The 25,488-nt window shown below is 38.9% G+C and carries 26 protein-coding genes and 2 rRNA genes; 4 read left to right on the top strand and 24 right to left on the bottom strand.

All coding sequences use genetic code 11. The features are described from left to right. Positions 1-21: 21 nt before the first annotated feature. The gene (locus M3182_RS17105) at positions 22-1,008 is read right to left on the bottom strand and encodes a glycoside hydrolase family 43 protein (RefSeq protein WP_251434671.1); all 987 of its coding nucleotides are present in this window, start codon (positions 1,006-1,008) and stop codon (positions 22-24) included. Between the two features lie 214 nt (positions 1,009-1,222). On the opposite strand from M3182_RS17105, the gene M3182_RS17100 reads away from it, so the two are divergent. Then, positions 1,223-2,422, top strand: a complete 1,200-nt coding sequence (locus tag M3182_RS17100; RefSeq protein WP_251434668.1) for a CynX/NimT family MFS transporter — start codon at positions 1,223-1,225, stop codon at positions 2,420-2,422. A gap of 261 nt (positions 2,423-2,683) precedes the next feature. Then, positions 2,684-3,553 carry a DUF6612 family protein gene (locus M3182_RS17095; protein WP_251434665.1) on the top strand — a complete coding sequence of 290 codons (870 nt, stop codon included), beginning with the start codon at positions 2,684-2,686 and terminating at the stop codon, positions 3,551-3,553. A gap of 231 nt (positions 3,554-3,784) precedes the next feature. Here the strand turns inward: M3182_RS17095 and M3182_RS17090 are convergent, their stop codons facing one another. Beyond that, positions 3,785-5,218: an alkaline phosphatase gene (locus M3182_RS17090; RefSeq protein WP_251434663.1), complete on the bottom strand. Its 1,434-nt coding sequence runs from the start codon at positions 5,216-5,218 to the stop codon at positions 3,785-3,787. A gap of 266 nt (positions 5,219-5,484) precedes the next feature. Here M3182_RS17090 and M3182_RS17085 point away from each other — a divergent pair, with 266 nt between their 5' ends. After that, positions 5,485-6,381 (top strand): 3-hydroxyacyl-CoA dehydrogenase, encoded by an 897-nt coding sequence (locus tag M3182_RS17085; RefSeq protein WP_251559186.1) that lies wholly within the window; start codon positions 5,485-5,487, stop codon positions 6,379-6,381. A 246-nt stretch (positions 6,382-6,627) separates the two neighbouring features. Here M3182_RS17085 and M3182_RS17080 read toward each other — a convergent pair whose 3' ends face one another. From M3182_RS17080 to M3182_RS17040, 9 genes are all read right to left on the bottom strand, one after another. After that, the gene (locus M3182_RS17080) at positions 6,628-7,125 is read right to left on the bottom strand and encodes a GNAT family N-acetyltransferase (protein ID WP_251434656.1); all 498 of its coding nucleotides are present in this window, start codon (positions 7,123-7,125) and stop codon (positions 6,628-6,630) included. Positions 7,126-7,225: 100 nt separating this feature from the next. Continuing rightward, the gene (locus M3182_RS17075) at positions 7,226-7,540 is read right to left on the bottom strand and encodes an MGMT family protein (RefSeq protein ID WP_251559184.1); all 315 of its coding nucleotides are present in this window, start codon (positions 7,538-7,540) and stop codon (positions 7,226-7,228) included. Between the two features lie 180 nt (positions 7,541-7,720). Next, positions 7,721-7,975 carry a GlsB/YeaQ/YmgE family stress response membrane protein gene (locus M3182_RS17070; RefSeq protein WP_251434650.1) on the bottom strand — a complete coding sequence of 85 codons (255 nt, stop codon included), beginning with the start codon at positions 7,973-7,975 and terminating at the stop codon, positions 7,721-7,723. A gap of 95 nt (positions 7,976-8,070) precedes the next feature. After that, positions 8,071-8,958, bottom strand: coding sequence for a mechanosensitive ion channel family protein (locus M3182_RS17065; RefSeq protein WP_251559182.1), 888 nt, complete (start codon positions 8,956-8,958; stop codon positions 8,071-8,073). 331 nt (positions 8,959-9,289) lie between these two features. Continuing rightward, complete coding sequence (locus M3182_RS17060) at positions 9,290-9,724, bottom strand: hypothetical protein (RefSeq protein ID WP_251559179.1); 435 nt, start codon at positions 9,722-9,724, stop codon at positions 9,290-9,292. Continuing rightward, positions 9,721-9,927 (bottom strand): helix-turn-helix transcriptional regulator, encoded by a 207-nt coding sequence (locus M3182_RS17055; protein ID WP_251434641.1) that lies wholly within the window; start codon positions 9,925-9,927, stop codon positions 9,721-9,723. The genes M3182_RS17060 and M3182_RS17055 overlap by 4 nt, the downstream gene beginning before the upstream one ends. A 164-nt stretch (positions 9,928-10,091) precedes the next feature. After that, a complete protein-coding gene (locus M3182_RS17050; protein WP_251434638.1) occupies positions 10,092-11,276 on the bottom strand; it encodes a YecA family protein in 1,185 nt (394 codons plus the stop codon). Between the two features lie 453 nt (positions 11,277-11,729). Continuing rightward, positions 11,730-11,915, bottom strand: coding sequence for a hypothetical protein (locus M3182_RS17045; protein WP_251437630.1), 186 nt, complete (start codon positions 11,913-11,915; stop codon positions 11,730-11,732). Positions 11,916-12,021: 106 nt separating this feature from the next. Beyond that, positions 12,022-12,516, bottom strand: coding sequence for a GNAT family N-acetyltransferase (locus M3182_RS17040; RefSeq protein WP_251437632.1), 495 nt, complete (start codon positions 12,514-12,516; stop codon positions 12,022-12,024). A 110-nt stretch (positions 12,517-12,626) separates the two neighbouring features. On the opposite strand from M3182_RS17040, the gene M3182_RS17035 reads away from it, so the two are divergent. Next, positions 12,627-13,376: an NERD domain-containing protein gene (locus tag M3182_RS17035; RefSeq protein ID WP_251437634.1), complete on the top strand. Its 750-nt coding sequence runs from the start codon at positions 12,627-12,629 to the stop codon at positions 13,374-13,376. A gap of 58 nt (positions 13,377-13,434) precedes the next feature. Here M3182_RS17035 and M3182_RS17030 read toward each other — a convergent pair whose 3' ends face one another. The 13 genes from M3182_RS17030 to M3182_RS16970 form a co-directional block, all read right to left on the bottom strand. Next, positions 13,435-14,682 (bottom strand): glutathionylspermidine synthase family protein, encoded by a 1,248-nt coding sequence (locus M3182_RS17030; RefSeq protein ID WP_251437642.1) that lies wholly within the window; start codon positions 14,680-14,682, stop codon positions 13,435-13,437. Further along, a complete protein-coding gene (locus M3182_RS17025; protein ID WP_251437643.1) occupies positions 14,679-15,140 on the bottom strand; it encodes an RNA helicase in 462 nt (153 codons plus the stop codon). The genes M3182_RS17030 and M3182_RS17025 overlap by 4 nt, the downstream gene beginning before the upstream one ends. Before the next feature lie 19 nt (positions 15,141-15,159). Next, a complete protein-coding gene (locus tag M3182_RS17020) occupies positions 15,160-15,546 on the bottom strand; it encodes a DUF350 domain-containing protein (protein ID WP_251437669.1) in 387 nt (128 codons plus the stop codon). A gap of 37 nt (positions 15,547-15,583) precedes the next feature. Continuing rightward, positions 15,584-15,937, bottom strand: a complete 354-nt coding sequence (locus tag M3182_RS17015) for an aminotransferase yhxA (protein ID WP_251437645.1) — start codon at positions 15,935-15,937, stop codon at positions 15,584-15,586. 29 nt (positions 15,938-15,966) lie between these two features. Continuing rightward, positions 15,967-16,401: a hypothetical protein gene (locus M3182_RS17010; protein ID WP_251437647.1), complete on the bottom strand. Its 435-nt coding sequence runs from the start codon at positions 16,399-16,401 to the stop codon at positions 15,967-15,969. A 384-nt stretch (positions 16,402-16,785) separates the two neighbouring features. Continuing rightward, positions 16,786-18,576 carry an ABC transporter ATP-binding protein gene (locus M3182_RS17005; protein ID WP_251559177.1) on the bottom strand — a complete coding sequence of 597 codons (1,791 nt, stop codon included), beginning with the start codon at positions 18,574-18,576 and terminating at the stop codon, positions 16,786-16,788. Beyond that, positions 18,573-20,312 (bottom strand): ABC transporter ATP-binding protein, encoded by a 1,740-nt coding sequence (locus M3182_RS17000; RefSeq protein ID WP_251559175.1) that lies wholly within the window; start codon positions 20,310-20,312, stop codon positions 18,573-18,575. The genes M3182_RS17005 and M3182_RS17000 overlap by 4 nt, the downstream gene beginning before the upstream one ends. A 133-nt stretch (positions 20,313-20,445) precedes the next feature. After that, positions 20,446-21,990 (bottom strand): alpha/beta hydrolase, encoded by a 1,545-nt coding sequence (locus M3182_RS16995; RefSeq protein WP_432806717.1) that lies wholly within the window; start codon positions 21,988-21,990, stop codon positions 20,446-20,448. 156 nt (positions 21,991-22,146) lie between these two features. Beyond that, positions 22,147-22,464, bottom strand: coding sequence for a hypothetical protein (locus M3182_RS16990; protein ID WP_251437653.1), 318 nt, complete (start codon positions 22,462-22,464; stop codon positions 22,147-22,149). A 386-nt stretch (positions 22,465-22,850) separates the two neighbouring features. Continuing rightward, the gene (locus M3182_RS16985; RefSeq protein ID WP_251437660.1) at positions 22,851-23,573 is read right to left on the bottom strand and encodes an SIMPL domain-containing protein; all 723 of its coding nucleotides are present in this window, start codon (positions 23,571-23,573) and stop codon (positions 22,851-22,853) included. A gap of 793 nt (positions 23,574-24,366) precedes the next feature. Further along, positions 24,367-24,708 (bottom strand): zinc ribbon domain-containing protein YjdM, encoded by a 342-nt coding sequence (locus M3182_RS16980; protein ID WP_251559173.1) that lies wholly within the window; start codon positions 24,706-24,708, stop codon positions 24,367-24,369. 198 nt (positions 24,709-24,906) lie between these two features. Continuing rightward, positions 24,907-25,022, bottom strand: a 5S ribosomal RNA gene (gene rrf, locus M3182_RS16975). A 340-nt stretch (positions 25,023-25,362) separates the two neighbouring features. Next, positions 25,363-25,488: ribosomal RNA gene (locus M3182_RS16970) — 23S ribosomal RNA — on the bottom strand; the annotation flags it as partial.

The raw sequence follows: 25,488 nt of genomic DNA, 5'->3' as shown, positions 1-25,488 counted from the left end.
TGAGTTCAGTCTTCACGTTTCTTATTTATCACCATAGGGGTCGATTATTTGAATCGTGCCATCTTCGTTATACTGAATTTCTGTGAATTTTACAGAACGTTTATGATTAACTCCATCTGAAAATTCACAGTCATGGTAGAATAAATACCATTTATCTTGATATTGTACGATCGAATGATGAGTTGTCCAACCAATAACTGGCTTTAAAATCGTTCCTTTGAAAACAAACGGACCTTGTGGGTTTTCACTGACAGCATAAACAATTTTATGAGTAGTTCCTGTTGAGTAAGATAAATAATATAAACCATTGTATTTATGAACCCAAGGGCCTTCGAAGAATCGACGGTCTTCGTCGCCTGCAAGAATTGGATTCCCATCTTCATCCACAATTGAGATTTCCTGCGGCTCCCCTTTAAAATTCAACATATCATCCGTTAACTCTGCGACAATCGGTCCTAAAGCTGGCTCTGTAGCTGCTGGGCCATCAGCATCCGGGTTGAACGTACGTGTCTGCCACTTTTCCAACTGACCGCCCCAAAGGCCGCCAAAATAAACATACGCTCTGTCGTCATCATCGACTAGGACAGCTGGATCGATACTGAAGCTACCAGGGATATAGTTTTCCTCTGCTTTAAAAGGTCCTGCTGGATTCGAACTTGTTGCGACTCCAATTCGGAAAATCCCATCATGATCTCTTGCTGGAAAGAATAAATAGTACGTATTATTTTTAAAAGCAGCATCCGGTGCCCACAGCTGTTTGCTTGCCCAAGGAATATCTTTTACATGAAGAACTTCGCCGTGGTCGACAACAGGTCCGCCGATTTCATCCATAGATAAAACATGATAGTCTTCCATTTTATATTGGTCGCCATTATCATTTGATGGTTCATCATGATCAAGGTCATGTGATGGATAAATATAAAGCTTTCCTTCAAAAACATGTGCAGAAGGATCAGCAGTAAAGATATGCGTAACTAAAGGTTCATTCGGTTTTGTATTTTTCACCATCGTAGCCTAGCCTCCAAAACTTTGTAATCACTTACATTCCTATTATACCGATACCTTAACAACTTTGTACAGCCAAACAACAAACTTTCTGAAAATAAATTTTTCAAAGATAAACCTTCCCTTATTTTCACCAGCTTCTATTTCAACATAACATCCTTTTCTCATTGTTATGCTATAATTTAGAAAGTTTGTCATTGTGAAAGGAGTTCCCACCTTGGAGTTATCAAAGTCACAGGATTATGTAAAATCAACTTATCTTTATCTGTTTATTGCAGGGATTATCCTTGTCGCCTTCAATCTACGCCCAGCCATTACCTCACTTGGTCCGTTGGTCGGGATGATTCAAACAGATATTGGTCTCGCTCACTGGAGCGCTGGTTTATTAATGAGTTTACCGTTAGTCGTTTTTGCTTTTATGAGCCCGCTCGTTCCTAAACTTGCAATACGTTTAACGAACGAAAAGACATTATTGTTCGGCTTAATCATTCTATTCATAGGAATCTCTATTCGGTCGATTCCGACTGCGTTTTTACTCTTTCTTGGGACTTTATTAGTTGGCCTTGGGATTGCGATTGGAAATGTATTATTACCAGCAGTGGTGAAAGATAAATTCCCAAAAAAGTTTGGTTTAATGACCAGTGTCTATTCAACCTCAATGGGCTTAATTGCATCGTTAGCTTCGGGTGTTAGTATCCCATTAGCTGTCGGGTTTAACCTTGGTTGGCAAGGAGCTCAAATGGTCTGGGGTATCCCCGCGATCATTGCGATCATCCTTTGGACTTTCCTTTTTAAAATGAATCAAAAAAATCGGAATGTCGTCAAAGTAATAGCCCCTACTTCTACGCGGATTTGGCGATCGCCGCTTGCGTGGCAAATCGCCACTTTTATGGGATTTCAGTCTTTCTTATTTTATGTCACGATCTCTTGGTTACCTGAGATTTTACACAGTCAAGGGATGAGTTTGCAAACAGCCGGCTGGATGCTTTCTTTTACCCAATTAATCGGATTGCCTGCGAGTTTCTTTATTCCAGTACTTGCCGGGAAGTTTCAATCACAAGTTTGGATTTCCTTTGCATTAAGTTTATGTTCGGTCATTGGCTATACTGGATTATGGCTTGGTTCATCCTATCCAGTTTTAATCATTAGCATTATGTTAATTGGCCTTGCCTTAGGTGGAAGCTTTCCATTAGCTTTAAGTTATATTGGCCTGCGTGCTCGCGATGGCCGTCAAGCAGCTGAGTTATCCGGAATGGCTCAATCAACTGGTTACATTCTTGCCGCTGTGGGTCCCCTGTTTATTGGATATTTATTCGATCTAACACATCTTTGGAACGTCCCATTGATGGCCTTGATACTAGTCTCTTTTATCGTAATGGTTTTTGGGATGTTGTCTGGACGAAATCGATATGTGTAATAAAACGGCAGATGGAACTGCCGTTTTTTTCTTTCCTAATACCTCCACGCTTCAGTTTCATTAAAATTCTCACCTTAAGAATGACTTTTTAAAAGCATTTCTATCAATCCTTAAAAATTTTCCTAGCCACCATTTTGACTTCTTATACAATGTAAATATAATTCTATCATTCCATCTTTTTCTAAAATTATCCTTAAAAAAGGAAACTTTCTCCTGTTGAAGGCGTATTACTTACTGAACATAAAAAAGGGAGTGTTGGGGTTGAAAAAATTATCGTCATTATTGTTCGGGTTCCTACTGATTTTACTGCTAGCAGCATGTAACGGAACCACCGAATCAGTGGATCAAACAGAAACAAAAGAGTCCGCAGAAACAACTGAAGAAACGAAGAAAGAACCATTAACATTAGAAGAAGTGTTTGCAAAAACAACTGAAGCATCTGCAGATTTGAAAAGCTTTGCGATGGACATGAATCTTGTTCAAGATATCACTTCCGATGTGGAAGAAGCAAACCTAACCCTTGAGTCATCCACCTTCATGGAAGTCGTTGCCGATCCGATTGCTTTTTATCAAAAGATGGAAATGACCATCCCGGATGCTTCCGAAACAATTAAGACGGAAAGTTATTTCTCTAAAGATGGTTTCTATATGCATGATCCGACAAGTGCTACATGGATGAAGTTTCCTGCTGAAATGACAGACCAATTGGTGCAATTGTCTGGTCAACAAACAAATCCAGCTGATGAAATCAAGAAATTAGAAGAGTTTAGCGAGGACGTCTCTTTTGAGGAAAAGGAAAATGGATATGCTCTTGCCTTAACTGCCTCGGGTGAAGAGTTTACTGAACTGATTCAGGAAACGATCGAACAGACACTCCCTCAAGAAATGGCCGGAAATGAAGATGTGATGCAAAACCTAAAAATCCATTCCGTTGTATACGATATTTTAATAGATAAGGAAACATTTTATCCGAAAACAATGAATGTAAATATGGAGATGGAAATCACAATCGAGGACCAAACGGTTAAACTTTCTCAGCAAATGGAAGGAGAATATTCAAAACACAACTCCATTGATGAAATTGTGATTCCTGCAGAAGTGCTTGAGACTGCCGAAGAAATGCCAATGTAAAGATCATTATTCAAATAAACGGAAGACGGACCCCTGTGGGTCCGTCTTTCGTTTTGTATGAGATAAGTAGATTACCGTTCGAAGACCCTTCGCTATTCGCGGAGCGGTTGGTGAGCACACTTGAGTCTGCGCGATCGCCCTACTACAATCTACAGTGCTTTCAAAGCTAATGCACCCGATTTATCTAGCCTATCTTAAATATATGCATTTCCCTAGCTTTCTCTCTTTCTCTTATTCACCAGGAATGGTCTTCAATTTCGCTGCTTCAGCAATAAGCTTTGAAACGTCTGTATTATCAAGCACACCTTCAAATCTTTCACTACCTACACCCGTCGCGAATACTGGGACCATGTTTCCAGTATGACCACCTGTTGAACTCTCAGCACGAACTTCACGATCTATTACTCCGACTTTGTAGCGCTTCGCGATGACACTACCGATTTCCCAACCGACCTTATGTTGCGGATAAACGGTGCCTTCGTTGTCTTTGATATTTTGAAGGAATTGAGCTACATCTTCATCTGAAAGGTCAATATTGGCATACTCTTTGAAAACAGACTTCACGCTGTCCGTTGTAAATTCACCATTGTCGTCTTTCTTAAGCCGACCTGCCATGTACTCTGGCGAAACTTCGATTTCTTTTAATGCTTCAATCTCCATTGTTTCTGCAGCAGACATGCCCATTGTTTCATGGTCCGCTAGTACAACGACAAGCGTATCTTTACGACCTTTTGCCCACTCAACAACATCCTTGACCGTATTGTCAAACTCAATCGTTTCTTTCCATACTCCAGGCACATCAGCCGCATGTGCCGCATGATCAATTCGTGCACCTTCAACCATTAAGAAGAAACCGTTTTTTCCTTTTGATAAGACATCGAGGGCTTTCGCTGTCATTTCATTTAAAGTAGGCTCATTGGATTTGTTTTCTTCTACATCAAGTTTATAATTCATATAAGATGGATGGAACAAGCCTAAAAGTTTATCTGGAGTACCTACGTTTTCAAGTTCGTCTTTATCGCTTGCAAAGGCATAACCTTCTTCACGGAACTTTTCTACAAGATCGGTACCACTTTGCTTCTCAGGCGAAAAATAACTAGCTCCTCCGCCAAGGATTACATCGATATCGCTATTATAGAGTTGCCTTGCAATTTCATCACTACCAGACCAACGATTTGGTGCACTTGAGCCAAAGGCTGCTGGTGTCGCATCGACAACCGTATTGGTTGAAATTAACCCAACCTTTTTACCGCTTGCTTGGAACAAATCTAGAATACTATCAACTTCGTTTCCGTTTGCATCCACGCCAATAGATTCGTTATTTGTTTTCACACTAGTTGCAATCGCTGTTCCAGCCGCACCAGAGTCAGTAACATAATTATCAGCAGAATATGTTCTCATTAAAGCCACATTATCAAGCTGCTCCATCTGGAGTTTGCCTTCTTTGCCATACTCCATTAAGCGGGCAATTTCTAATTGTCCCAATCCCATACCGTCTCCAACCATGACAATTACGTTTTTAGGAGCCTTTTGCATTTGCGAGACAGTATCTTTTTTTACTGAGGAATCAGCGAAAGTATGGGTTAAACCAGGAATGCCAGTTAGACCTCCGATTACTAACCCTGTTGATAGTGCGACCGCGAGCGTTTTTGTTTTTACGGACATGTTGTTCCACCTCTTGTCGTTTTTTATCAAATAATGGTAACTCATTACAAATCTAGTAAAAAAAGGACAGAGATTCAATAGGTATATGGAAGCGTTCATGGAAATATAAGACTAGTATTTTCGCCTCATTAACAATATAACAATCCGCCTTTTATACAGTTTTTATGATAGATTAGAAAATTCTAACAAATCTCTTCTTTTTTAATGAAAAAAATGCCATAATATTTTTGAAAGATAACGTTTTCACTTAAAGGGGAGAAATAGGAATGGATTATCAAAAAGTTACCGTAGCAGGTAGTGGCGTGCTTGGAAGTCAGATTGCTTTTCAAACAGCTTTTAAAGGGTTTCAAGTCTCTGTATATGACATTACCGATGAAGCCGTTTCACAAGCAAAGGAAAGAATTGCAAAGTTAAAACCACGTTATCAAAAACACTTAGGAGCTACTGAAGAAGAGGTCAATCTTGCTTTTGATCGAATTACATTCTATAGCGACTTATCACAAGCTGTTGCAGATGCCGACTTAGTGATTGAAGCTGTACCTGAAGTGGTCGAAATTAAACTAGATTTTTATAAAAAGTTAGGTGCAGTTGCTCCTGAAAAAACCGTTTTTGCCACGAATTCTTCTACTCTATTACCAAGCCAATTTGCAGAGGCTACAGGGCGACCTGAAAAGTTCTTAGCGTTACATTTTGCCAACCAAATTTGTGTGAGCAATACGGCTGAAGTGATGAAACACCCAGGAACGGACGAAAAAGTATTTACTGATCTAATTGAATTTGCGAAAGCAATTGGCATGGTTGCCTTACCAATACATAAAGAACAACCAGGTTATATCTTGAATTCCTTATTGGTTCCACTATTAGAAGCGGCCGAGATGCTTTTAGTAAATGAAATTGCTGATGTAGAAACGATTGATAAAACATGGCAAATTGCCACTGGAGCTCCTAAAGGGCCGTTTGCGATTCTGGATATCATTGGTGTAACAACTGCTTATAATATTGCCAATGCAAAAGCACAATCAGGAAATCCGGAGTTCGTGAAAATAGCAAACTATTTAAAAACAGAGTATATTGACAAGGGGAAATTAGGAATTGCCACTGGAGAAGGCTTTTATACTTATAAAAAACAAAAGACGAAAGAAGCTGACTTATTAAACGTCTAAAAGCTATTATTGAGGCCATTTCATTAATCAATGAAATGGCCTTTTTCAAAAACTCTTCTCTCAAACTTTATTGCTTTTTAACAATAAATACTTTGAAGTGCTAGGTTATTCAAAAAAATAGATACGTTTTATGGGAAAGAGCTTGCAGACTAATTATAAACATACAAAATGGCTACTATCTCGTTAAAATCGTATTAGGGATTTTAACAACAATTTTTACGAAAACAGCCTTTTCCAAAAATGTACTCATATGAGGGATCTTGAATATCTCAAAGACACTTGTTGCTCACCTGTATCGGTATCAGTGATTTGGTTTGTTTGATACACAAACCCTCTTGCCTCGTAAAAAGGAATTCCACGTTGGTTTCCTTCCTGAACAGAAACCCATTGTTCTTCTGCACCTTGCTCAATTTGCTCTTGTGTGAGTGCTTCAAGCAACAGCCTTCCGACTCCTTGATATCGGTAGGTTTCGTCAACGTATAGAACAAACACCTCACTGGCTGCTGGACCAGTCATCCCGCCGCCAATGACCCCGACAATCTCTGAATCTATGACCCCAATATGAGAGTAACTTCCCTGGAGAATGTCACTACGAACTCGATCAAGATTGTACCAAAATTCTACATTTTGCTTTTGATAGTCTTCACTTAACACACCTTCAACGGTTTGTTTCCAACCCGTTGTGCAAATGGCTGCAATCGACGCAGCATGCTCAACAGCTGGTTTCATGATTGAGATTTTCATCCGTTACCACCTCGTGATTCAAGCATAATATATTTCGCATTCACAATTTATCATTCCACGACGGGCACTAAATCACCTGCTAAATCGGTAGTTAAAAGCTTTAAACTTCTTTCGGTTGAAACAGATATTTCTCCAAGTCAATTCTCCCTTGAATCCCGACTTCAACTCCTTCACTTTCTAGCGAAAGAAGTTGCTCTTGAAAAGATGCATCTTCTTGGATCGCAATTTTCCCTTTACTGTTTACCACTCGGTGCCATGGTAGATGATACTTCCGACTCATTGAATGTAGAACACGTACGACTTGACGTGCAGCCCTTGGACTTCCCGCACACCTCGCAATTTGCCCGTACGTCATGACTTTTCCAGGTGGAATCTCCTGAATGATTTTTATCACTTTTTCAGTAAATGGTTGCATGACGTATCCTTCCTTATCATTTTACTTCTAATATGTACTTTAACTGATTTAAAAAAATGGTTCCAGTTCGGAACCATCCTTTGTGTTTTCCTATCATAATTGTTCCCCACTAGTAATCTAAAACCTTTATAGTCATAGCTTCAAACGTCAGTCATACTATTACAGCGGCAACAGCATTCGCTAACGAAAAATACTTGCTATAACCCCAACAACAACAACGACGACGAAAGCACCAATGAGCGCTGGAATTAACGAAAAACCGGCAACGACTGGCCCGAAAGTTCCTAATAGAATTGGCCCAATCCAAGCGCCAATAAACCCAGCAATCATCGCGCCCGCCCATCCTCCAGGCATTCCAACAGGGGAGATTTTATCGGCTACAGTTCCAATAACCATTGCAATCAGTGCTGAGATGATAAAAGTAAGTAGATCCATAAAGACAACTCCTTTTTTACCACCGTATGAGAGCTTGATCATATACGTTCCAAAAATGATTCAAATGCACGATATTTTGGAAACTACTTGTACGCCTATGCCTCCCCATTACGCTCGGGCTGCGCTTGAAGAACTACCTGCTGCGTAGGCATTTGAATCTGGTGATCATAGATCTTCTGCGCAAGTAATTTTTTCGTTTCTTGTGCGGCGGTTAAATAATCGTTATCTTTGACAGTTGCTTTGATTGAAAACTTGAACCCTAATGGGCTCACATCTAATGACGACAAGCCGTGGACTTGATACTTCTCTACATATTCACTAGTCATGGGGTCTACTTTTAAATAGTCTTTATGCAGTTCATTTAAATCCTCACATAACTCGTGTAACAACTGCTCAATCCGCGCAGGATTTTCTTTAAAACTGACGATCACGCTCTCAAAAATCCTCCGCTTTTCTACGTTTCCGTTTTCAACTTTGCGAATTTCTCCATTTGGTACGGTCATCAACTTACCGTTTAATAATCGGACTTTAACTACGCGAAAGCCTAAGTCTTCAATGGTTCCACCATCGATTTCCCCATTGATATGAACAAAATCACCTCGTTGAAACTGTTCTTCAAAAATCATGAAAAATCCGGCCAAAATGTCCGTCATAATCTTTTGAGCACCTAAACCGACCACAATCCCAATAACCCCACCGGCTACCAATATGTCTTTTATATCTACAAATGGTTTAATTGCAGCTAAAATAATAATGAAAAACGCCAAATAGTGGGACGTATTTTTAACGACCGATTCAATGGTTTGTTCTTTCTTTTCACTAAAAAAATTGGTCCGTTTAAAAAACTGAGAAATTAAATAACGAATCAGAAAAAGAATGGCATACGTAATAACAACTGTAACCAATATGGACATTCCATAATCGAAGACTCGCTCCCAATTGATTTCGAAAAAGTCTCCTAACTTTGTCACGATTCCTTCCATGTTCGAAACCTCCACAATGCTTTAAGAATAGCTATTCTCGTAAAGATTGTTGTTAAAATCCTAAAGCCGATTTTAACGTGAAATAAGCTTTATTCTGCGCTATTACTAGTTTATAAGCTCTTTTCTCCGCTTCTAAACTTACTTTGGAATGAAATCATAGCTAAATCTTTTTATATTTACTCTAAAAAGCAACAAAGTTTGTGAAAAGAGCCTTAAAAATAATACTATTATAAATGTTTTAGCTGGTTTCGACTATAAAATATTTTCTGGGAATAGAGTGACAGCGCTTCTGTTTTTAAACAGAAACTCCTCCGTTTCCAGATGCATCGTTTCATTCATCTTCATCAAGTTCTGCTCTCTGTTTCTTTCGTAAATGATAGACATAATAACATGGAATAAACCCACAAACATATAACACCCCGCCAATGAATGCTCCATTGCCCCATCCAAATCCTGGTGTCATAGCAGTCAATATCGCTGCAACCACCACAATCAAACTTAAAACGATGAGGCTGATCAAAAATGATTTCCTTGGATTTGTCTCACCCTTTTCATGTACTACACTAACACTCATTGATAAATAAGCATAAACGACCGTCGTTAACATAAAGACGAGCCAGAGTGGATTTTCTCTCATCTGTTCTAGACCGCCTTGAAAAAACTCGTAGCCAAGGATACATAAGATTCCAATGGTTTGGACGATGTATGTAATTCGAATATGCTGCAAATTCTGAAGGATTAATCGCTCATCAGTTATTTTTTTCATTCAAATTCCTCCTGTTCGATCCAAAAAATTTCATCCAATTTGGCGTGAACGGCATAGCAGATCTGCAAACATAATTTTAAGCTTGGATTATATTTTCCTTTTTCAATTAAACTAACAGTTTGCCTGGTAATCCCTACTTTGTCAGCAAGTTGCTGTTGCGTTAAATTTGCTTTAATACGCGCAAGTTTTACGGTATTTTTCATTCGTTTAACCTCCACTTAAAACGTAACATATATATTACTTAATGTAAAATATAAATTACATGTACAAATAAAAAAAGGACTAACCACATAAAAAGCGTGATTAATCCTTTTCCTATCGTATGATGTATGAACAAAAATGTTCCTTGTTTCACCAAACACGTTTATTATTTACCGCAACATTTTTTGTATTTCTTGCCACTACCGCAGGGGCACGGTTCATTTCGACCAATCTTTTTCTTTGATTGAATACTGATGACATTATCCTTAGCTGATGACTTTTCTTGTACGCTTAGCTCAGATGAGGTATAGCCTTTTAAGAACCATGCTCTTGTATTGTTCATTAAATCAACGATTCGTTCCATTGCCATTCTTAATGTGTCAATACGATCAAATTCCACTCGCTGCTGCAAGAATTGAAGCAAGTCTTTTGGTTCTTCGCCGATACGAGTCGCGTAAACACATTCCTCGACAATATTATCCGCTTCCTCTTGCGACATATCAAACGTGCTATGTAAAAATTTCACAAAGCGCTGATAACTTTCATTCCGTTCGACAAAGTCAGTTTCGCCTGCAGCTAATAATTGTTCTTTTGTAAAAGGATAATACCCTAATTCAGAACGATTTTGATGTTCCTGGAAAACTCTTGCTGAGTCAAACACTCTACCATTTGAAAAACATTGTTCTTCAATTCGAAGCTCCGAATCAGCAAAAGCAACTTGTTCGATCATCGCAATGAACTCATTTATTTCCACAGGTTCATTCATAAAGCGCTCAATGACTGCTAACAACTGATTTAAGTTTAATGAACCGTAGTAATACAATGCACCTTTTGTAAGCTTGACCCATTCTGTATTGCGTTTAATCAAATTTTTCAATTCATCGTCATTTTGTTTTGAAACAAGTTCAACGATCTCTGTTGGCATGACAAACATTTTTTCATCTTCGACAGTTCCAGTAAAGATCATGCCGTTTTCAAGTAAAGGAGCAAGGACTTTAAGATCGATGTTCGACGCATTCAAGTGTCCACCGTTCTCAACCATTTCTGTGATTAAATTGTAACGCTTGTCATCCAGAAGCTTACAAACATCTCCTACATTTGCAAGAATCTCATCCTTTAGGACCACAATTAACTCTGCTTTTTTCAAACTGCTCGCATTCTTAATTTCCAATTTTCTTCGGAATGAGTCTAAATCAGACTTTGCTAGACGATTAAGTCCTTCCTCTAAGGTTAACGATTGGTTGATCGACTTCCAACTTTTCGCATCCTGTTTCTTTTCCGTTTCTTTTTTGAGTTTTTCTGATGCCTCAATTAATCTAGTAAATACTTCTGCTTCCATACTCATCGTCATTCAAATCCCTCTATTACATTTTGTTATCAATAAATATATACATTCATAGTCGACAAATAAAAAAGGACAACTTTCCAACGGAATGTGGATGAGTTGACCATTTACCCATCTATGAAAATCAACATTTCTCCCTATATTATTATGCACAAGAAAATTTCTCTTGTAAACACTGTTGATTCCATCTCTTTGTTGTTTTCTTAGCGTTTTTAGCTGGTTTTTATAAAAAGCTCTTTTCTCATAGATTGTGCTTTTAGGAAAAATAGAATAATTTATCTATGATTCCATTCCAAAGATCGTTTATAAGAAAGAGAAAAGAGCTTACAAACTAAGTAGTACACAAAGAAAAACTTATTTTGCGTTAAAATCGGCTTTAGGATTTTAACAACAAACTTTACGAAAACACCTTATAAAAAAATAAACCTAAAAAGCAAAAACTTCCTCACGAGGTACTATTTACCACCTTCCATAAGGAAAATAAGGAAATGGTGGATAAATAGAATGTTGCACATGCAAAGGATGAACATTCAATGAGTACCAGGAACTAGGAATCTGTACCTGCTGAAGTTGACTTGGAAAATAGTGGGCGTGCAGATACCCAGAATGGCCAGGAAACGGTCCAGTTATGATGGTATATGTCATGATCACACCTCCTCCATCCTTACTATCCTATGAAGAAAGCGTGGTTTAGTAACTCATTCCGTTCTCTAACTGCCTAATAGTCTGAGCTTTTTGCTCGTTCTCTAAATCAATACTCCCAATAAATACTTTCCTCAGTCTGTTTCGTTACATGGAAACCGATTTTTTCTAACACCCGAATTGAGGCTAGGTTTTCTGGATGACAGGTGGCAATAACCTTTTGAACAGCAGAATTTGACCGTCCCCATTCGACCATCGCTTTTCCCATTTCAGTTGCATATCCTTTCCCTTGATAACTAGGAACAATGCTATAGCCTAGGTCAATAACTCCGTCCTCATTCGGCCCTCCTTTAAACCCCATGTCCCCGATAATTCGTTGATCCTGTTTGTGTACGATGATGCCTTCCCACTCATTTTCAGCTGGATACTTACGGAAACGCTCAATTTTATAAGCAAAAAATTGCTTATAAACGGGCATCGGCCATCCCAGTGCGAGCTGATAAGGTATTTTCCCTTCCTGCTCCGCCGTTCCATTCAAGATTGCTTCCATCATGTCTGCTGTAAAAGTAATCATCTCTAATCTTTCCGTTTCAATATGCGGCATAGGAATCTCTCCAATCAAAAATTTGGATATTTCTAGGAATTATTCTATTTGTAGGTCGAAAGTATGATATTCTATTATTATCGTAAAAAAGGAATCCGGGGGATCATTTCATGGGCAAACTTCTCATTCTTGCCATTTTAATTGGTGTAATTTGGTACAACCTAAACAAAGCTACGATTAAAGGAAAACTAGGCGAAAAGCAAGTAGCTCTCCTATTAAATACATTAAATCCCACGGTATACATTGTGTTAAATGATCTGTACCTTCCAAGAAAAGGCGGGAAAACAACGCAAATTGATCATATTTTGATTGCTGAAAATGGGATTTACATTATTGAGACAAAAAATTTTAAAGGGTGGATCACAGGCTCGGAACATCAACAATTTTGGACACAAACAAATTTTAAACGAAAAGATAAATTTTATAATCCTATTTGGCAAAATGCCGGTCATATTAAAGCGGTCCAATCTGTTCTAGGACATGTCCTAGAGGATGTTCCGATTTATTCGGTAATCGCCTTTGGTAACCAAGCGGAGTTGAAATTTAAGCATCCTTTTAAAAATGCCACTGTACTGAAAACCAATAACCTTCTTTCTTTTATTAAGTCTGGTGCAGGAGTCAAACACTTATCTGATTTTAAGAAACATAAAATCAAACATCTATTAATGCAATATGTCCTTAAAGACCGAAAAGCTCAAAAACAACAAAGCAAAAAGCATGTGGAAGAGATTAAAAACGATTTCAACACAGTGAACAGTATTTGCCCACATTGTGGCAGTCCTCTTGTTAAAAGGTATGGGAAACAAGGTACGTTTAAAGGCTGTAGTAGCTATCCAAATTGTAAATTCACCACTGAATAAAAAGCTTGAGCACAGGCTTAAGCTTTTTATATGATGTTTGAGGATACGTCACTATGCCTTATGAATCCTGCAATCCAACAGGTAAATAATAAGAAAGATTATTTGTAATCCTCTCTCCCACGCGAAAGCCCATCGCTGCAGCACGTCCATTTAATAGGAAGCTGCCAATGAGGAGATTCCCAGTTTGCATCCCTTTTCGACTATTAAATTGGTGGGAAGGTAGCTCGATATATTGCTGATAGATTGGGAGGTAGTTGGTGTAACTTTGATGTGAATCTTGTAAAGCTACATTTCCATCACCTGCAAAAATTTCAACGGTGTCTCCTTCACGTCCAAAGGATGGTTTTTTTACAAAAGCAAGCTGGTTTTCCAAAAAATAATCAGGTTCAAAAAAAGTTGGCAAGAAATATTCTTCGATCCAGTCATGTTCCTCACCTGTAAAAAAAGGACTGTTCTCAAGATGTAAGCCCCAAATAACGGCTTGCACAGCTTTGTTTTGCAATAAAAAAGCAGAAGGCGGATTTAAGAGCTGTAACTGTCCAGATTCAACCAATTCTAATAACCATAAACCAATTGAATTTCCATCCTGATCTTCGTCCAGCACCAAATTTTCAATCGGAAAAGTTTGCCTGTATAAGATATCAATCTTTAGTCCATTTTCATCATAAAGCCCTTTTCCTCGTTCTATTTTTAGTTGATGAAGAGGCACAAACCTTGATGGAACCTCGGCTAATTTTTGAAGATAAATGACGGTTTCCCGGTCTTCTATATTCTCTTCATGTGCGGTAAAAACGATATAGGGCTTTGGTTTTTCTAATTGCTTAGCACACTCGTTTAAAGCTAATTTTATCGCATCCGCCATCAATAATTCCATTCCTGCATTTGGATCTTCAACCTGAAATTCCTTACAAACGAGACCATTCACTGCAAACAACTCCTTGATAAAGGTAGGAGTGTCCGAATTAATTTCAAGGCATTTATAACCCTCTGTGGTTTTGACTAAATCAAGGCGAGCGATCACACTCTCAAACGGCAATGTTTGAAGTTTGATAAAGGAAAGAGACTCTGTTGGATACCCCATTTCCACTAGAGTCTCTTTCGGAATTTCTCTTAAAAGTTGACTAACCTTAAAAAAGACCTTTCCTATCCGGTTTGTCGCCAAACGAATTTGCTCCGCCTCGTCTTTACCAATGGTAGCAATATCATAAAGAGCGTACTCTTCTCCGTATAAATCTGGCCAGAAATCACTGATTCCTTGATAAAATTTCTTTCTTTTTTCTGTATATCTATTTGATAAACCACTCAATTGTCAATCTCTCCAATGTTTTTCACGTAAATCACATAGACGCTCCGATCCTCATCAATTTCCGTAGAGGTCATCATCATTTGGCCAATATCCGGAACATCAACAACATCCTTCAACAAGTAACGAATCACATCAAAGTGAGTTTCACAAGGAATCAGTGCCAAAAGCTTGTAGTTCTCTTCCTCTCGAAATCGACGGATTTCAATGTGAAGGCCCTTGCCGGCGAAGCTCTCTTCATCAAGAACAGAGTTGTTTTTCCCTTTCTCCTCTAGAACAAGAATTTCTTCATCATCAAGCATCTCATTTGAGATGAGTTGGTATTGTCTGCCACGCATAATAAAATACGTACAAAGCTGGCGGGCGTAAAATTCATCAATCCCAACTTCTGGTGTTTTGTATTCATAAAAAGGCTCATAGCCTCCATGGCCATCATGTATGAAATAGGTCAGTTTCTTCATCTTTCACCTCAGAAAGTCATTAGTAAGACAAACATTTTGCAACAATCCACCCAATTGAAAGAGATAACGAGAATAGCATAACCCCAACAGCTCGATTATCCTCTTCAATCGCTTTTGAGATGCTAAAACGAATCGTAACTAATTCCGCTAAAAGGAACACAACGATTTGCGAAACAATTCCAACACCGCCCCAAATGGCCATATCAACTAATGAAATGGAATATTCCGCGGCCGAACCCAATACAACAGCTAAACCAACAATTTTTCCACCTAGCGATAAGGCGGCAGTTAAATTCTTGTCGGCAATCAATTTGAATTCTTTTACCTTTGTCGTACTAATTTCAAATAAAAACGTCCCTACTGCTAACAAAACGACAGCTAAACCTAAATAAGTCGCAAAATTCATATATAAGTTCACGTTCTAACCCCTCTTTTCGTATGTATTAACCACCAAAAACACTTGAGCCACTACCAAATCCAGAGCTCAGTTTACTCGTCGAGCTGCTCCCTTTAAACGAAGAACTATTTTTATAGCTAGAATAGGAACTGCTTTTATATAGTGATGGTTTGCTAGAATAATATTTGCCACCATGATAATAATGTCCGTAATAACCCGAATTAGAATCTTCACACTCCCAGACACCGTCGTCCAAATCCCATTCCCATTCTGTACAGTCTTGACTATCCGGAACAGGCGGTATGTCCGCATAGACACCCTGTGAAGATCCACATCCTGTCATTCCAAGCATGATCGCTGTTGATGATATTCCGGCCATGACTTTTTTTGTTTTCGTCATTTCATCCCCTCCAATCTCTTTAGTTTAAATCAGAATATAAGCCTCAAATAAGCAAATGTCTCTAAGATACTAGCCAAAAAGAACATCATTCCTATTCCGAAGAAAAATAGAATAATTAAAACGATAAAAATCGATCGTTCCTTGCTTTTCCGCAGCCAATTGGCCAAATAATACCCAAGCCAAATCAGGCCACAAGCAATCAAAACCTTGATGATGGCAAAAAGCAAATCAATTGTAATGTAGAGATTGGCTAACAATTGAAGATCCCCATCAAAATAAGTGAACAGACTATAGACAATACTTTCGACAGAAAACAAAATCACTAGAACAATAAGAATGATAATTGCGATTAACCACTCTAGCCATTTCGCCTTCCGTTTTTCTTTGATTAATGCCTGTTCCTGTTCCTCCGTTAAACTTGGCCCCCTCCGCTTTTTTCTTTTCTTGTTATTTCTTTTAGACATTCTTCTCCCTCCTTTAAAGGAGCACAAATCCTAGATATAGATATGTAGGATTTAAGAATAAAATTCGAGGTAAAATTAAGTGACGAAATAATTATGTATAAATAAAGAATGACTATATAGTAAGCCTACTTATACCTCGTTCAGTAAGAATCTCTTGACTCCATTTATTTAGTCACAATGAACATAATTATACACTTTGAATTAAATTGGATAAATATAGAATTTCGGTAATTTTATAGGTCAAAAGGAGGAATTCGTTTATTTTATTACAATATGAAACCAATACTTCAAAAAAATGCTGTAGTCCGTAGCTGCTATCGAAGCAAACAAAAAGCTTGAGCATTGCCCAAGCTTTTTCATCTTAAATCGTATGGTCTTTGATTCTCAACCAATTGGTTGAATTGTTTTTCCCCCGATGTCCGCTTCTCTCCCAAATAATCGAGAATAGACACCAGAACTATTTTGGAGCAATTCCTTATGACTTCCCTGTTCAACAATTTTACCGTTTTCAAGGACTATGATTTTATCGGCGGAAAGGACGGTCGAGAGGCGATGTGAAACGATTATGATCGTTTGTTTCTTACCTGTTTTCAAGACCGCTTCATTGATTTTCGTTTCTGTAATAGGATCAAGTGCTGAACTTGCTTCATCCAGAACAAGGATTGGCGCATTTTTTAAAATCGCCCTTGCGAGAGAAAGTCGCTGCTTTTGTCCCCCTGAAAGCAGACTACCGCGTTCGCCTACTTTTGTATCTAACCCATTTGGAAGAGTATAAATCAAGTCATCGAGCCCGCTATCTCTTAATGCTTTTAGTAACTCTTCACCGGTCGCATTTGATTTTCCTATTCTTAAATTCTCCGCTAGCGTCCCACTTCGCAACTGAACATCTTGGGTCACAATCGCCATTTGCGACCGAAGCCAAGAAGTGTCCCACTCCATAATATTTCGACCATCAATTTCCATTACTCCATCCTTGGGATCATAAAGTTTAAAAAGCAAATCAACAATGGTCGATTTTCCTGAACCACTTGGTCCAACCAAGGCTACTTTTTCCCCTGCCTGAATCGTAAACGAGACACCCGATAGTACGGTTTCGTGTTTCCCAGGGTAAGCAAAGGTCACATCTCTCAATCGAACCTCACCCTTGGCACGTTCGCCAACAATTCCTGGTTGGGTCTCAGCATCGGATGGTTGATTCGAAAGCAAGATTTCTGAGCGATCCAAGGCTGGTCCTGTTCTTCGGACAGAAAGCCAGTTGCGCAACAACTTTTGCATTTCATTTGCGGCAATCGTCACCAACCCACCAGCTGTTAGCATTTGTCCGCTCGTCAAACTATCATTCCAGATTAATAATGTGCTAATAAAATAAACAATAGCTAGTGCAAACCCATTGTAGCTTGCAATGACAACGACTGATTGCATTCTTGCTCTTAATTCTTTAATCGAGTGCTTCACAAAAGAGTTCCGTATGCGAACGACACTCTCTACCTCTTGATCAGAAACGCCCATGACCCTTGATAAATGGATGCCCGTAACTGATTCGCGTAATCTCTCAAGATAGCGTGACGCCTCTGTCCGCGCATCTGCAGCAGCAGCTCGCGTTCTTGCTCCAACATAGTTTGAAGCCCAGTAAAAGAGGATCCCCAAAACAACACTCATGATCATTAAATACGGATGAATCCACAAGAGAACCAAACTGTAAATCAACATCCCTTGAACGCTGGCCATGAACGTTGAGCCTTCCCATGCAAGGAAGTTATGTAGTGTATCTGGATCATCAGAGACCCGCGCTAACAGCTCTCCTGAAGAATTGTGATGATAAAACGAGAATGGCAACACCTGTAAATGCCGAAACAACCTCAGCTTCTGCCAGTTGGTTACCGTCTTTGCGGTTTGATGACAAAAGTACTCATCAATTACCATCATCACCAAATCTAAAATTCCGGAGAGAATTAATAGCCACATTAACCCCCATAGCCATTTGGCGTTTTCGTTTGGAATAATACTATCTATCAGCCAACTCAGTGCAAGGGTCGGAATCAAAGCCGAAAACACTTGACTGATTGCAATCACAACCGAGTCGGCAATTACCCATTTTTTATAAGGTTTTAAGAAATTCAGTACCCTCCGCCCATCGCGGTTTTTGGGTGGTTGGGAGACTACATTTGACTTCATCCAATCATCTCCTTTTCCAACTCATGATATTGTGCATGATAAAGCTGATAATATTGGCCTTTTTGTGCAAGTAATTCATCATGAGTCCCTTGTTCAGCGACAACGCCTTGGTCTAAAAGCAAGATTTTATCTGCATTCCGCACGGTCACTAGTCTGTGCGCAATCGTAATGGTCGTTCGACCAGGAATCAATTGTTCTAATGCTTCCTGAACTTTTTCTTCTGTTTCACCATCCAAAGACGATGTGGCTTCATCAAAAATCAAAACCGGTGGTTGCCGCAAAATTGCCCGCGCAAGCGCAACCCGTTGACGCTGTCCACCAGAAAGCTTTAGCCCTCGTTCGCCAACCACTGTTTCATATTTATCTTCTAAAGAATCAATCAAGTCTTTTAACCCTGCCGCTTCAACCGCCTGCTCTAATTCTTCTTGAGTCGCATCACTTTTTCCATATAAAAGATTTTGACGCAATGTACTATTCAATAGAAACGTTTCCTGCGAGACAACCCCGACCTGTTGGCGAAAGCTATTACGATTATAATCAAACAGATTTTTTCCATCTATATGAACAGTTCCTTGTTCCGGCTCATACAATCCTAGCAAAATTTGAATTAACGTACTTTTTCCGCCACCACTTGTTCCAACGATCCCGATATGATTCCCTGGCTCCATCGATAGGGACACGCCTTTTAAAATGGTTTTATCGCTAGCAGGATAAGTAAAGCAAATATGATCTAACTCGATTTTCCCTTTTACTTCCCCAAACTTCGGTAGATTCTCCTCATGTTCTTCTGGTAAATCAAAATATTCATAGATTCGTTGCAAGGCAGGGATTGCCTGTTGGATCGTCAATGCATTCTCAGCTAATGAACGAACAGGCAAAAACATGATTGGTATATAACTTAAACATGCCACAAGCGTCCCAACCGTAATATTTCCTTGCCAAATCGAAAAACCACCAATAAGCATCACTACACCTGGAGTCGCGATATTAAACATGTTTCCAAGGCGCCAATTGACTTTTCCGATTAACGCAGCTCGGATTGAATAATTCTTCCAGTTCACCAATTTCTTTTGTTGTGTCTCGAATTCTTGATCTTGTATTTGAAAGGTCCGTACAAGACGAACACTTTCGATGCTCTCCTGCAAATGATGGTACATATCAGAGCTCATTTCTCTTTGGACGGCACTCATTGTCCGCATTGTTTTACCTAATTTAAATGACGGGAAAATATATATCGCAAACACCACAAACATCACAATCGCTGCAGGCCAATATAAAACAAACACCGCCGAGAAAGCGGCGACCGCACTGATGACTTGTTGTAAAATTCTTGGCACGACGGTATTGTTTAGGTTTTGAATCGACTCTACATCATGTGTTAACCGATACAACATATCTCCTCTCGGTGTCGTGCTAAAAAACGACATCGGCGTATGATGCAATCTTTTAAAAGCCCGAATTTGCATATCGGTAATCACATCTAAACCGATTTTTACTTGAACAAATTCTTGCATCGTTTCAAATAAGGACTTGCCTAAAAAAGCCACAAGGACTCCGCCGACAATCCAAAGTAAGAAAGACATCTCCCCTGTTACAATGACATCATCGACCAGTTTCCCGGCCAGAATCGGAGGCAAAATGGTAAACGCTCCGCCCACTAACGAAAAAAACAAAGCAAGCAACAACTTCCTCCAATAAGGTTTAAAATGCTCCCATGTCGTATTAAATAAATTCATTCTCTTTCCTCCTCGCGAGATTTTATTTTATTACAAAAAGTAAAAATATTCATTATAAATTTTTTCATTAATCACAAACTTTTTTCTAAATAGAAAAAACCTCCGAAACGAGTCGGAGGTTTACTTATTGAATTTAAGCTTCTTTACGAGGATCCCTTTCCGTTCCTGTTTTAATGTCAATCACTTTAGTTGGATCTTTGGGCGTGCCAATCTCCTGACTTTCTGGTGGAGCATTCTTGTTTTCTACCCAGTCAACCATTAAATCAAAAGCTTGATGCGCATATGGCAAGAGCGGTTGAAGCTGCTTATCAGGATCGGACCCGTTATTCCAAACCAAACTGTCTACATGGTTCCCATTTTCAATCGTATAAAGTCGGTGTAAATGTTCTTTCCCTGCTTTTTTCACCAGTTTCTGATATCCTTCCGCATGGATTTCTGGAAATATCAACGCATCCAATGAACCTGTAAAACTTACGAGAGGGACATCAATATCCCCTGTATTAGAAATCGCTTTGATGTTTTCTTTCACTGCTTTTGGTCGCGTTACGTAGTTGTATTTTTCAAAAATAAAATCAAATGAACGATCACGAACTCCAGTTTCGTTGAAGTTCAAATAGTTTGGCCACTCAATTCGTCCAGGTGCATCCGGATCAAAATGATCACGATAAATATTCAGGGAAATAAACCAATATACTTGGTCATGGTAAGCCCATAATTTTTCTGAACCTTTTGGCAACCCCGCTTTGTACATTTCTTTCAACGCCTTTTTTTGCTCTTTCCCGTTGCCATACAATGCTTCCTCAGCATTGTTGACAATCGTCGTTAAGGAACTGATTAAATTCGGCTGTTTCTCTGTCCAAAGCACGCCTTCCCAGTCCACTCCACCGTCAAACAAGCGTGGTTCACCGGTTTGTTTAGGATCATCGTTTTCAAGCGAATAGCGGACCACATATCCACCATTTGAAATTCCCATCGCATATGTAGGAACTGGGTGGTCTTTCCTGACTAAATCACTTGCTGTATTAGAAGAGTCCGAAGATGAAATCAATTGGTCTGTATAGTTTTCTACTAAGTATTGTTGAGCCGCCTTCGTGATCTGACGGAAGCGCATGTTCCACTCAGCGACGCTATCATCCTCACTAGCTAAGGCATTTTTGGCTTTGGCAAATGGATCCGTGTCACTTGCTTCTCCTTGAGTCCCCTTATCAATGGCGGCAAATGCATAGCCTTTTTCTAGCACATAATCACTAAATAACAAATCCGTTGAAGTTTCATTTCTAGTGGCTGGAATCCCGGAAACAACAAGTTTCCCATTCCACTTTTCCGGCACACGAATGACAAACTGGGCATCTTCAAAAGCCCCATTTACTTGGGTCCCTTTAATTGCTGCGGGCTGGTACATTTGATGCCAACCAGTGCCTTCAGCTTCGTTCCCCCAATTGGTCGGTGCCAACCCGATATTTCCGTATAATGTGGCTTGCCTAAACTGCTCAGGGTTAAGGGTTGTGAGCCAGTTATTTTCTGTTCCATCGAAATACGTTTCTGTTACTTTCTCCGCATTAGGAATTATTGTGTTGCTTTCATTCGCATAAACCTGTTTGTTTTCACCCGTGGCAAAGCCAATTAGCAATGAGGACGACAAACTTAACATCAACATTTTAAGCTTCAGAAAAACCACTCTCCTTCATTCAACCGTTATGGAAGCCCTTTCATTTTAATCTAAATTTTCAGATAACTCATGAGCCATTTGGTTTAGGTACAAAGATTTACAGAACGCAATTAATTTCTTTAACATTAATAAAAGTACAGGGAATTTCCTGTACTTTTTAGTTCATTATTTGCTTAAAGAGTTCTGTTTCTTTTTTTGAACAAAATGAGTAATCATAATTATCGCAAGGTTTCCAATGAGGATAACCGGAGAAAACAGCACATACATGACAAATAACCAGCCACTAGCCTCACCGCTACGAGGATTCATTTCGATATTCAGAAAAACAAATGCTATTAACAGGAGAATCTGAATGACAGTCAGCAACAGAAAGTTCCCAAACGATTTTAAAAGAACCTTATTCTGGCTTTTGGTCGCTTTTATTTGTAGAAAAATAGATAGTAAGAATGGTAGAAGTAACAATAAAATACCAAGAATCAACATCAACGCCCCTTTTACTTAGTTAAATTCATCCTAACCTAGCCTCTATCCTAAAGATATTGATAAAAGGCTGTTTTTCGTAAGGCTCTTTTCGCAAAGATTGTTGTTAAAATCCTAAAGCCGATTTTAACGTAGATATAGACATTTTGTACGTTGCAAAATGTGTTTGCAAGCTTTTTTCATATAAATGAAGGCAATTTTTCAGTTTAACATAGCTCAATCATTTGTATTTTTATCTTAAAAAGCAAAAAAGTTGAGAAAAGGGCCTTATAAAAAAATCAACCATTACTTCCTCTTCCCAAAAAAGACCTTCATATTGATGAAGGTCACCAGGTTGCAGGATGAATCAAGAGTAAAAAGGAGCTTTAATTGTGATTGGTTGATAAATCTCAAAAACTTGTAAACTGATAAAGTGCCTGGACAGTTGCCTTTACCTTCACCTTTCCTTCCTGAATAGGGGGAGATGTAGGTACACTGGATGAGGCCATCATGGGCATAGGATAGAATGGCCGTTCCGACTGAATTTCACCTTCAACAACCCAAACGGGTATAAGATTCAATGAAACTCCTATAGCTTTTGCAATCTGCTCTGCATGCTGTTTTGCATTTAATGTTGCTCTTTGCAATGCTTCTCCATAATAAGGGGATACATCAGAAACCTCAAATGAGATGTTATTCACGACATTGACTCCATTTTTTGTGGAAACATCAATGACCTCCCCAACTTTCGTTACATCCTTTACAATGACCCTGAACAGGTGTGTGACCACATATCCGCGTAAAATTTGTTCCCCCTCTATATAATCATACCGTGGCTCAATCGTATAAGATACGGTTTCAATGTCCTTTGTATCAACGCCTAAATTGGTTATGGACATAATAAATTGATTAGCCAAGGTGGCATTTTGTTGTTGTGCTGCTTGTACTTCTTTATCTTCGGTTTTAATTCCTAACGATAAAACAGCTTGATTGGGACGGACCTCTACTTCCCCATTTCCCCTAACCTTTATTGTGTGTTCCCCTTTCATCTGATCCCGCATTCGATTATTATTTCGATTCGGATATTGCGCATACATGTTTGAATAACTGTTGTATATTCGAGGTGGTTGCATCTACATCACATCCTTTGAAAAGTTTCAACTTTCTTATAGGCTATGCACCACTACTTTTCATGCGACAAAAAGGTTGAATCATGCATCCAAGCAATGAAGTAGTTCTTTTAAGAATCTAGTTTTCGTTTTTATTTCATTGCCTATTTTTGAGATTGACAAGTTCACTTAAGTATAAAGAGGAATAGGATATGGTATAAGCTTCTTCTCATTTTGAATGCAAAATATGATAGATTCTTACTTTCGAAAAAAGTACTTCTTGAGGATGTTCAAACACTTAACAAGATAGAAGAACACTAACAACAAGGTAATCCTAATCCCTCAAACCCTTTGAGGGATGATTATAATGTGGAATGACTAAAGGAGTGCAATAAAATGGTGTTATTTCCTAATCGTTCTGGTTTTTACGCAGGGAATCTAGCTTATTTTCGTCAAGGTGGGGAAAATTCAAGCAATCAGTTGCCATCTTCCCAACATCATCTTTATCAACGATGTCTCACAAACTGCTATCAAAAATACCAAAATAATAAGTCAATGTACACGTACTGTATTTGTCAATGCAGGCAAGCTTATGGGTACCGACATGATGATAGCTACTAATAATGATACAAACCGTACCCATTAAAGTATGTAGATGGGCTATTTATTATTGGAAGCGCTTTAGAAAAGGTTGTATCTTTCATTCTTATTACTCTGGGTTTACCATTAAACTAATATAAATAAAAGCAAGAGAGACAACAGAGCAATGCTCTTCCCTCTTGCTTCTTTCAATTAGAAAAACTTATGTAACACTCAGTTAAACCTTTTTAACAAATTCAGATTTCAATTCCATCGCTCCAAAACCATCAATTTTACAGTCGATATCATGATCTCCGTCCTCTACTAAACGGATATTTTTGACCTTGGTACCGATTTTTAACACAGATGAACTACCTTTCACCTTTAAGTCTTTGATAACCGTAACTGTATCCCCATCACTTAAAACATTGCCATTCGCATCCTTGAATACTTTTTGTTCTTCACCTTGCTCTGCTTCCGTTAACGTCCACTCATGAGCACACTCTGGACAGACCAATAAGTTACCATCCTCATATACGTATTCCGAATTACATTTAGGACAATTAGGTAAATTCGACATTTTATTCCTCTTCCTTTCTAAATCAGTTAAACTACCTTATGGAAAGTAGCAATCTTGTCTTCATGGTTTCATCTTAACATGACATTAGAATAAATGACATTTGGCTCATAAGGGTTTATTAACTTTTAAAATTTTTCCTGTGAGGAAGAGAAAGTAATATACAAAAAAAACAACCAAGTTATGGTTGTTTTTTGGTTTGCCTGGCGACGTCCTACTCTCACAGGGGGAATCCCCCAACTACCATCGGCGCTGAGAAGCTTAACTTCCGTGTTCGGCATGGGAACGGGTGTGACCTTCTCGCCATCGTCACCAGACTATTTAATTAAAGAAAATCTTTTGCTATCGCAAATATCTTTGTTCCCTCAAAACTAGATAATGTTTGTAAGAAGTAAGGTAAATTGAGTATCGTTGTCTAGCTATGGCTCCTAACTTCTCGGCCGTTTCGATCCGTCCAAACAAATCCAAAACCAGGATTTGCATGGCCGGCTCTCCAACGTCTGTCGAAGTTGAACAGTCGCCTTCGCTTTTCGCAATCTAGCTCCAGAAGCCAAACCGTACGGCTGTTTCGCTCTCTCCTGCGAAGTCAAAGAACGACTTCTTCTCGAGAGCTCCAACATCCTATCGGTTTAAGCGGGCTTCTTCCGCTTCTTATTTTTGGTTAAGTCCTCGATCGATTAGTATCAGTCAGCTCCACACGTCACCGCGCTTCCACCTCTGACCTATCAACCTGATCATCTTTCAGGGATCTTACTTAGCTAATGCTAAAAGGAAATCTCATCT

It is taken from the genome of Mesobacillus maritimus, assembly GCF_023715205.1.
GTDB lineage: Bacteria > Bacillota > Bacilli > Bacillales > Cytobacillaceae > Mesobacillus_B > Mesobacillus_B maritimus_C.
The sequence above is the reverse complement of the archived record's forward strand: the minus strand, read 5'-3'. Positions and strand labels throughout refer to the sequence as shown.

What these genes read in the sequence shown, in the direction of transcription:
- M3182_RS17105 (WP_251434671.1), bottom strand. Translation starts at nt 1,008, where the DNA reads ATGGTGAAAAATACAAAACCGAATGAACCTTTAGTTACGCATATCTTT.
- M3182_RS17090 (WP_251434663.1), bottom strand. Translation starts at nt 5,218, where the DNA reads ATGTCCGTAAAAACAAAAACGCTCGCGGTCGCACTATCAACAGGGTTA.
- M3182_RS17085 (WP_251559186.1), top strand. Translation starts at nt 5,485, where the DNA reads ATGGATTATCAAAAAGTTACCGTAGCAGGTAGTGGCGTGCTTGGAAGT.
- M3182_RS17080 (WP_251434656.1), bottom strand. Translation starts at nt 7,125, where the DNA reads ATGAAAATCTCAATCATGAAACCAGCTGTTGAGCATGCTGCGTCGATT.
- M3182_RS17075 (WP_251559184.1), bottom strand. Translation starts at nt 7,540, where the DNA reads ATGCAACCATTTACTGAAAAAGTGATAAAAATCATTCAGGAGATTCCA.
- M3182_RS17070 (WP_251434650.1), bottom strand. Translation starts at nt 7,975, where the DNA reads ATGGATCTACTTACTTTTATCATCTCAGCACTGATTGCAATGGTTATT.
- M3182_RS17065 (WP_251559182.1), bottom strand. Translation starts at nt 8,958, where the DNA reads ATGGAAGGAATCGTGACAAAGTTAGGAGACTTTTTCGAAATCAATTGG.
- M3182_RS17060 (WP_251559179.1), bottom strand. Translation starts at nt 9,724, where the DNA reads ATGAAAAAAATAACTGATGAGCGATTAATCCTTCAGAATTTGCAGCAT.
- M3182_RS17055 (WP_251434641.1), bottom strand. Translation starts at nt 9,927, where the DNA reads ATGAAAAATACCGTAAAACTTGCGCGTATTAAAGCAAATTTAACGCAA.
- M3182_RS17050 (WP_251434638.1), bottom strand. Translation starts at nt 11,276, where the DNA reads ATGACGATGAGTATGGAAGCAGAAGTATTTACTAGATTAATTGAGGCA.
- M3182_RS17045 (WP_251437630.1), bottom strand. Translation starts at nt 11,915, where the DNA reads ATGACATATACCATCATAACTGGACCGTTTCCTGGCCATTCTGGGTAT.
- M3182_RS17040 (WP_251437632.1), bottom strand. Translation starts at nt 12,516, where the DNA reads ATGCCGCATATTGAAACGGAAAGATTAGAGATGATTACTTTTACAGCA.
- M3182_RS17035 (WP_251437634.1), top strand. Translation starts at nt 12,627, where the DNA reads ATGGGCAAACTTCTCATTCTTGCCATTTTAATTGGTGTAATTTGGTAC.
- M3182_RS17025 (WP_251437643.1), bottom strand. Translation starts at nt 15,140, where the DNA reads ATGAAGAAACTGACCTATTTCATACATGATGGCCATGGAGGCTATGAG.
- M3182_RS17020 (WP_251437669.1), bottom strand. Translation starts at nt 15,546, where the DNA reads ATGAATTTTGCGACTTATTTAGGTTTAGCTGTCGTTTTGTTAGCAGTA.
- M3182_RS17015 (WP_251437645.1), bottom strand. Translation starts at nt 15,937, where the DNA reads ATGACGAAAACAAAAAAAGTCATGGCCGGAATATCATCAACAGCGATC.
- M3182_RS17010 (WP_251437647.1), bottom strand. Translation starts at nt 16,401, where the DNA reads ATGTCTAAAAGAAATAACAAGAAAAGAAAAAAGCGGAGGGGGCCAAGT.
- M3182_RS17005 (WP_251559177.1), bottom strand. Translation starts at nt 18,576, where the DNA reads ATGAAGTCAAATGTAGTCTCCCAACCACCCAAAAACCGCGATGGGCGG.
- M3182_RS17000 (WP_251559175.1), bottom strand. Translation starts at nt 20,312, where the DNA reads ATGAATTTATTTAATACGACATGGGAGCATTTTAAACCTTATTGGAGG.
- M3182_RS16990 (WP_251437653.1), bottom strand. Translation starts at nt 22,464, where the DNA reads ATGTTGATTCTTGGTATTTTATTGTTACTTCTACCATTCTTACTATCT.
- M3182_RS16985 (WP_251437660.1), bottom strand. Translation starts at nt 23,573, where the DNA reads ATGCAACCACCTCGAATATACAACAGTTATTCAAACATGTATGCGCAA.
- M3182_RS16980 (WP_251559173.1), bottom strand. Translation starts at nt 24,708, where the DNA reads ATGTCGAATTTACCTAATTGTCCTAAATGTAATTCGGAATACGTATAT.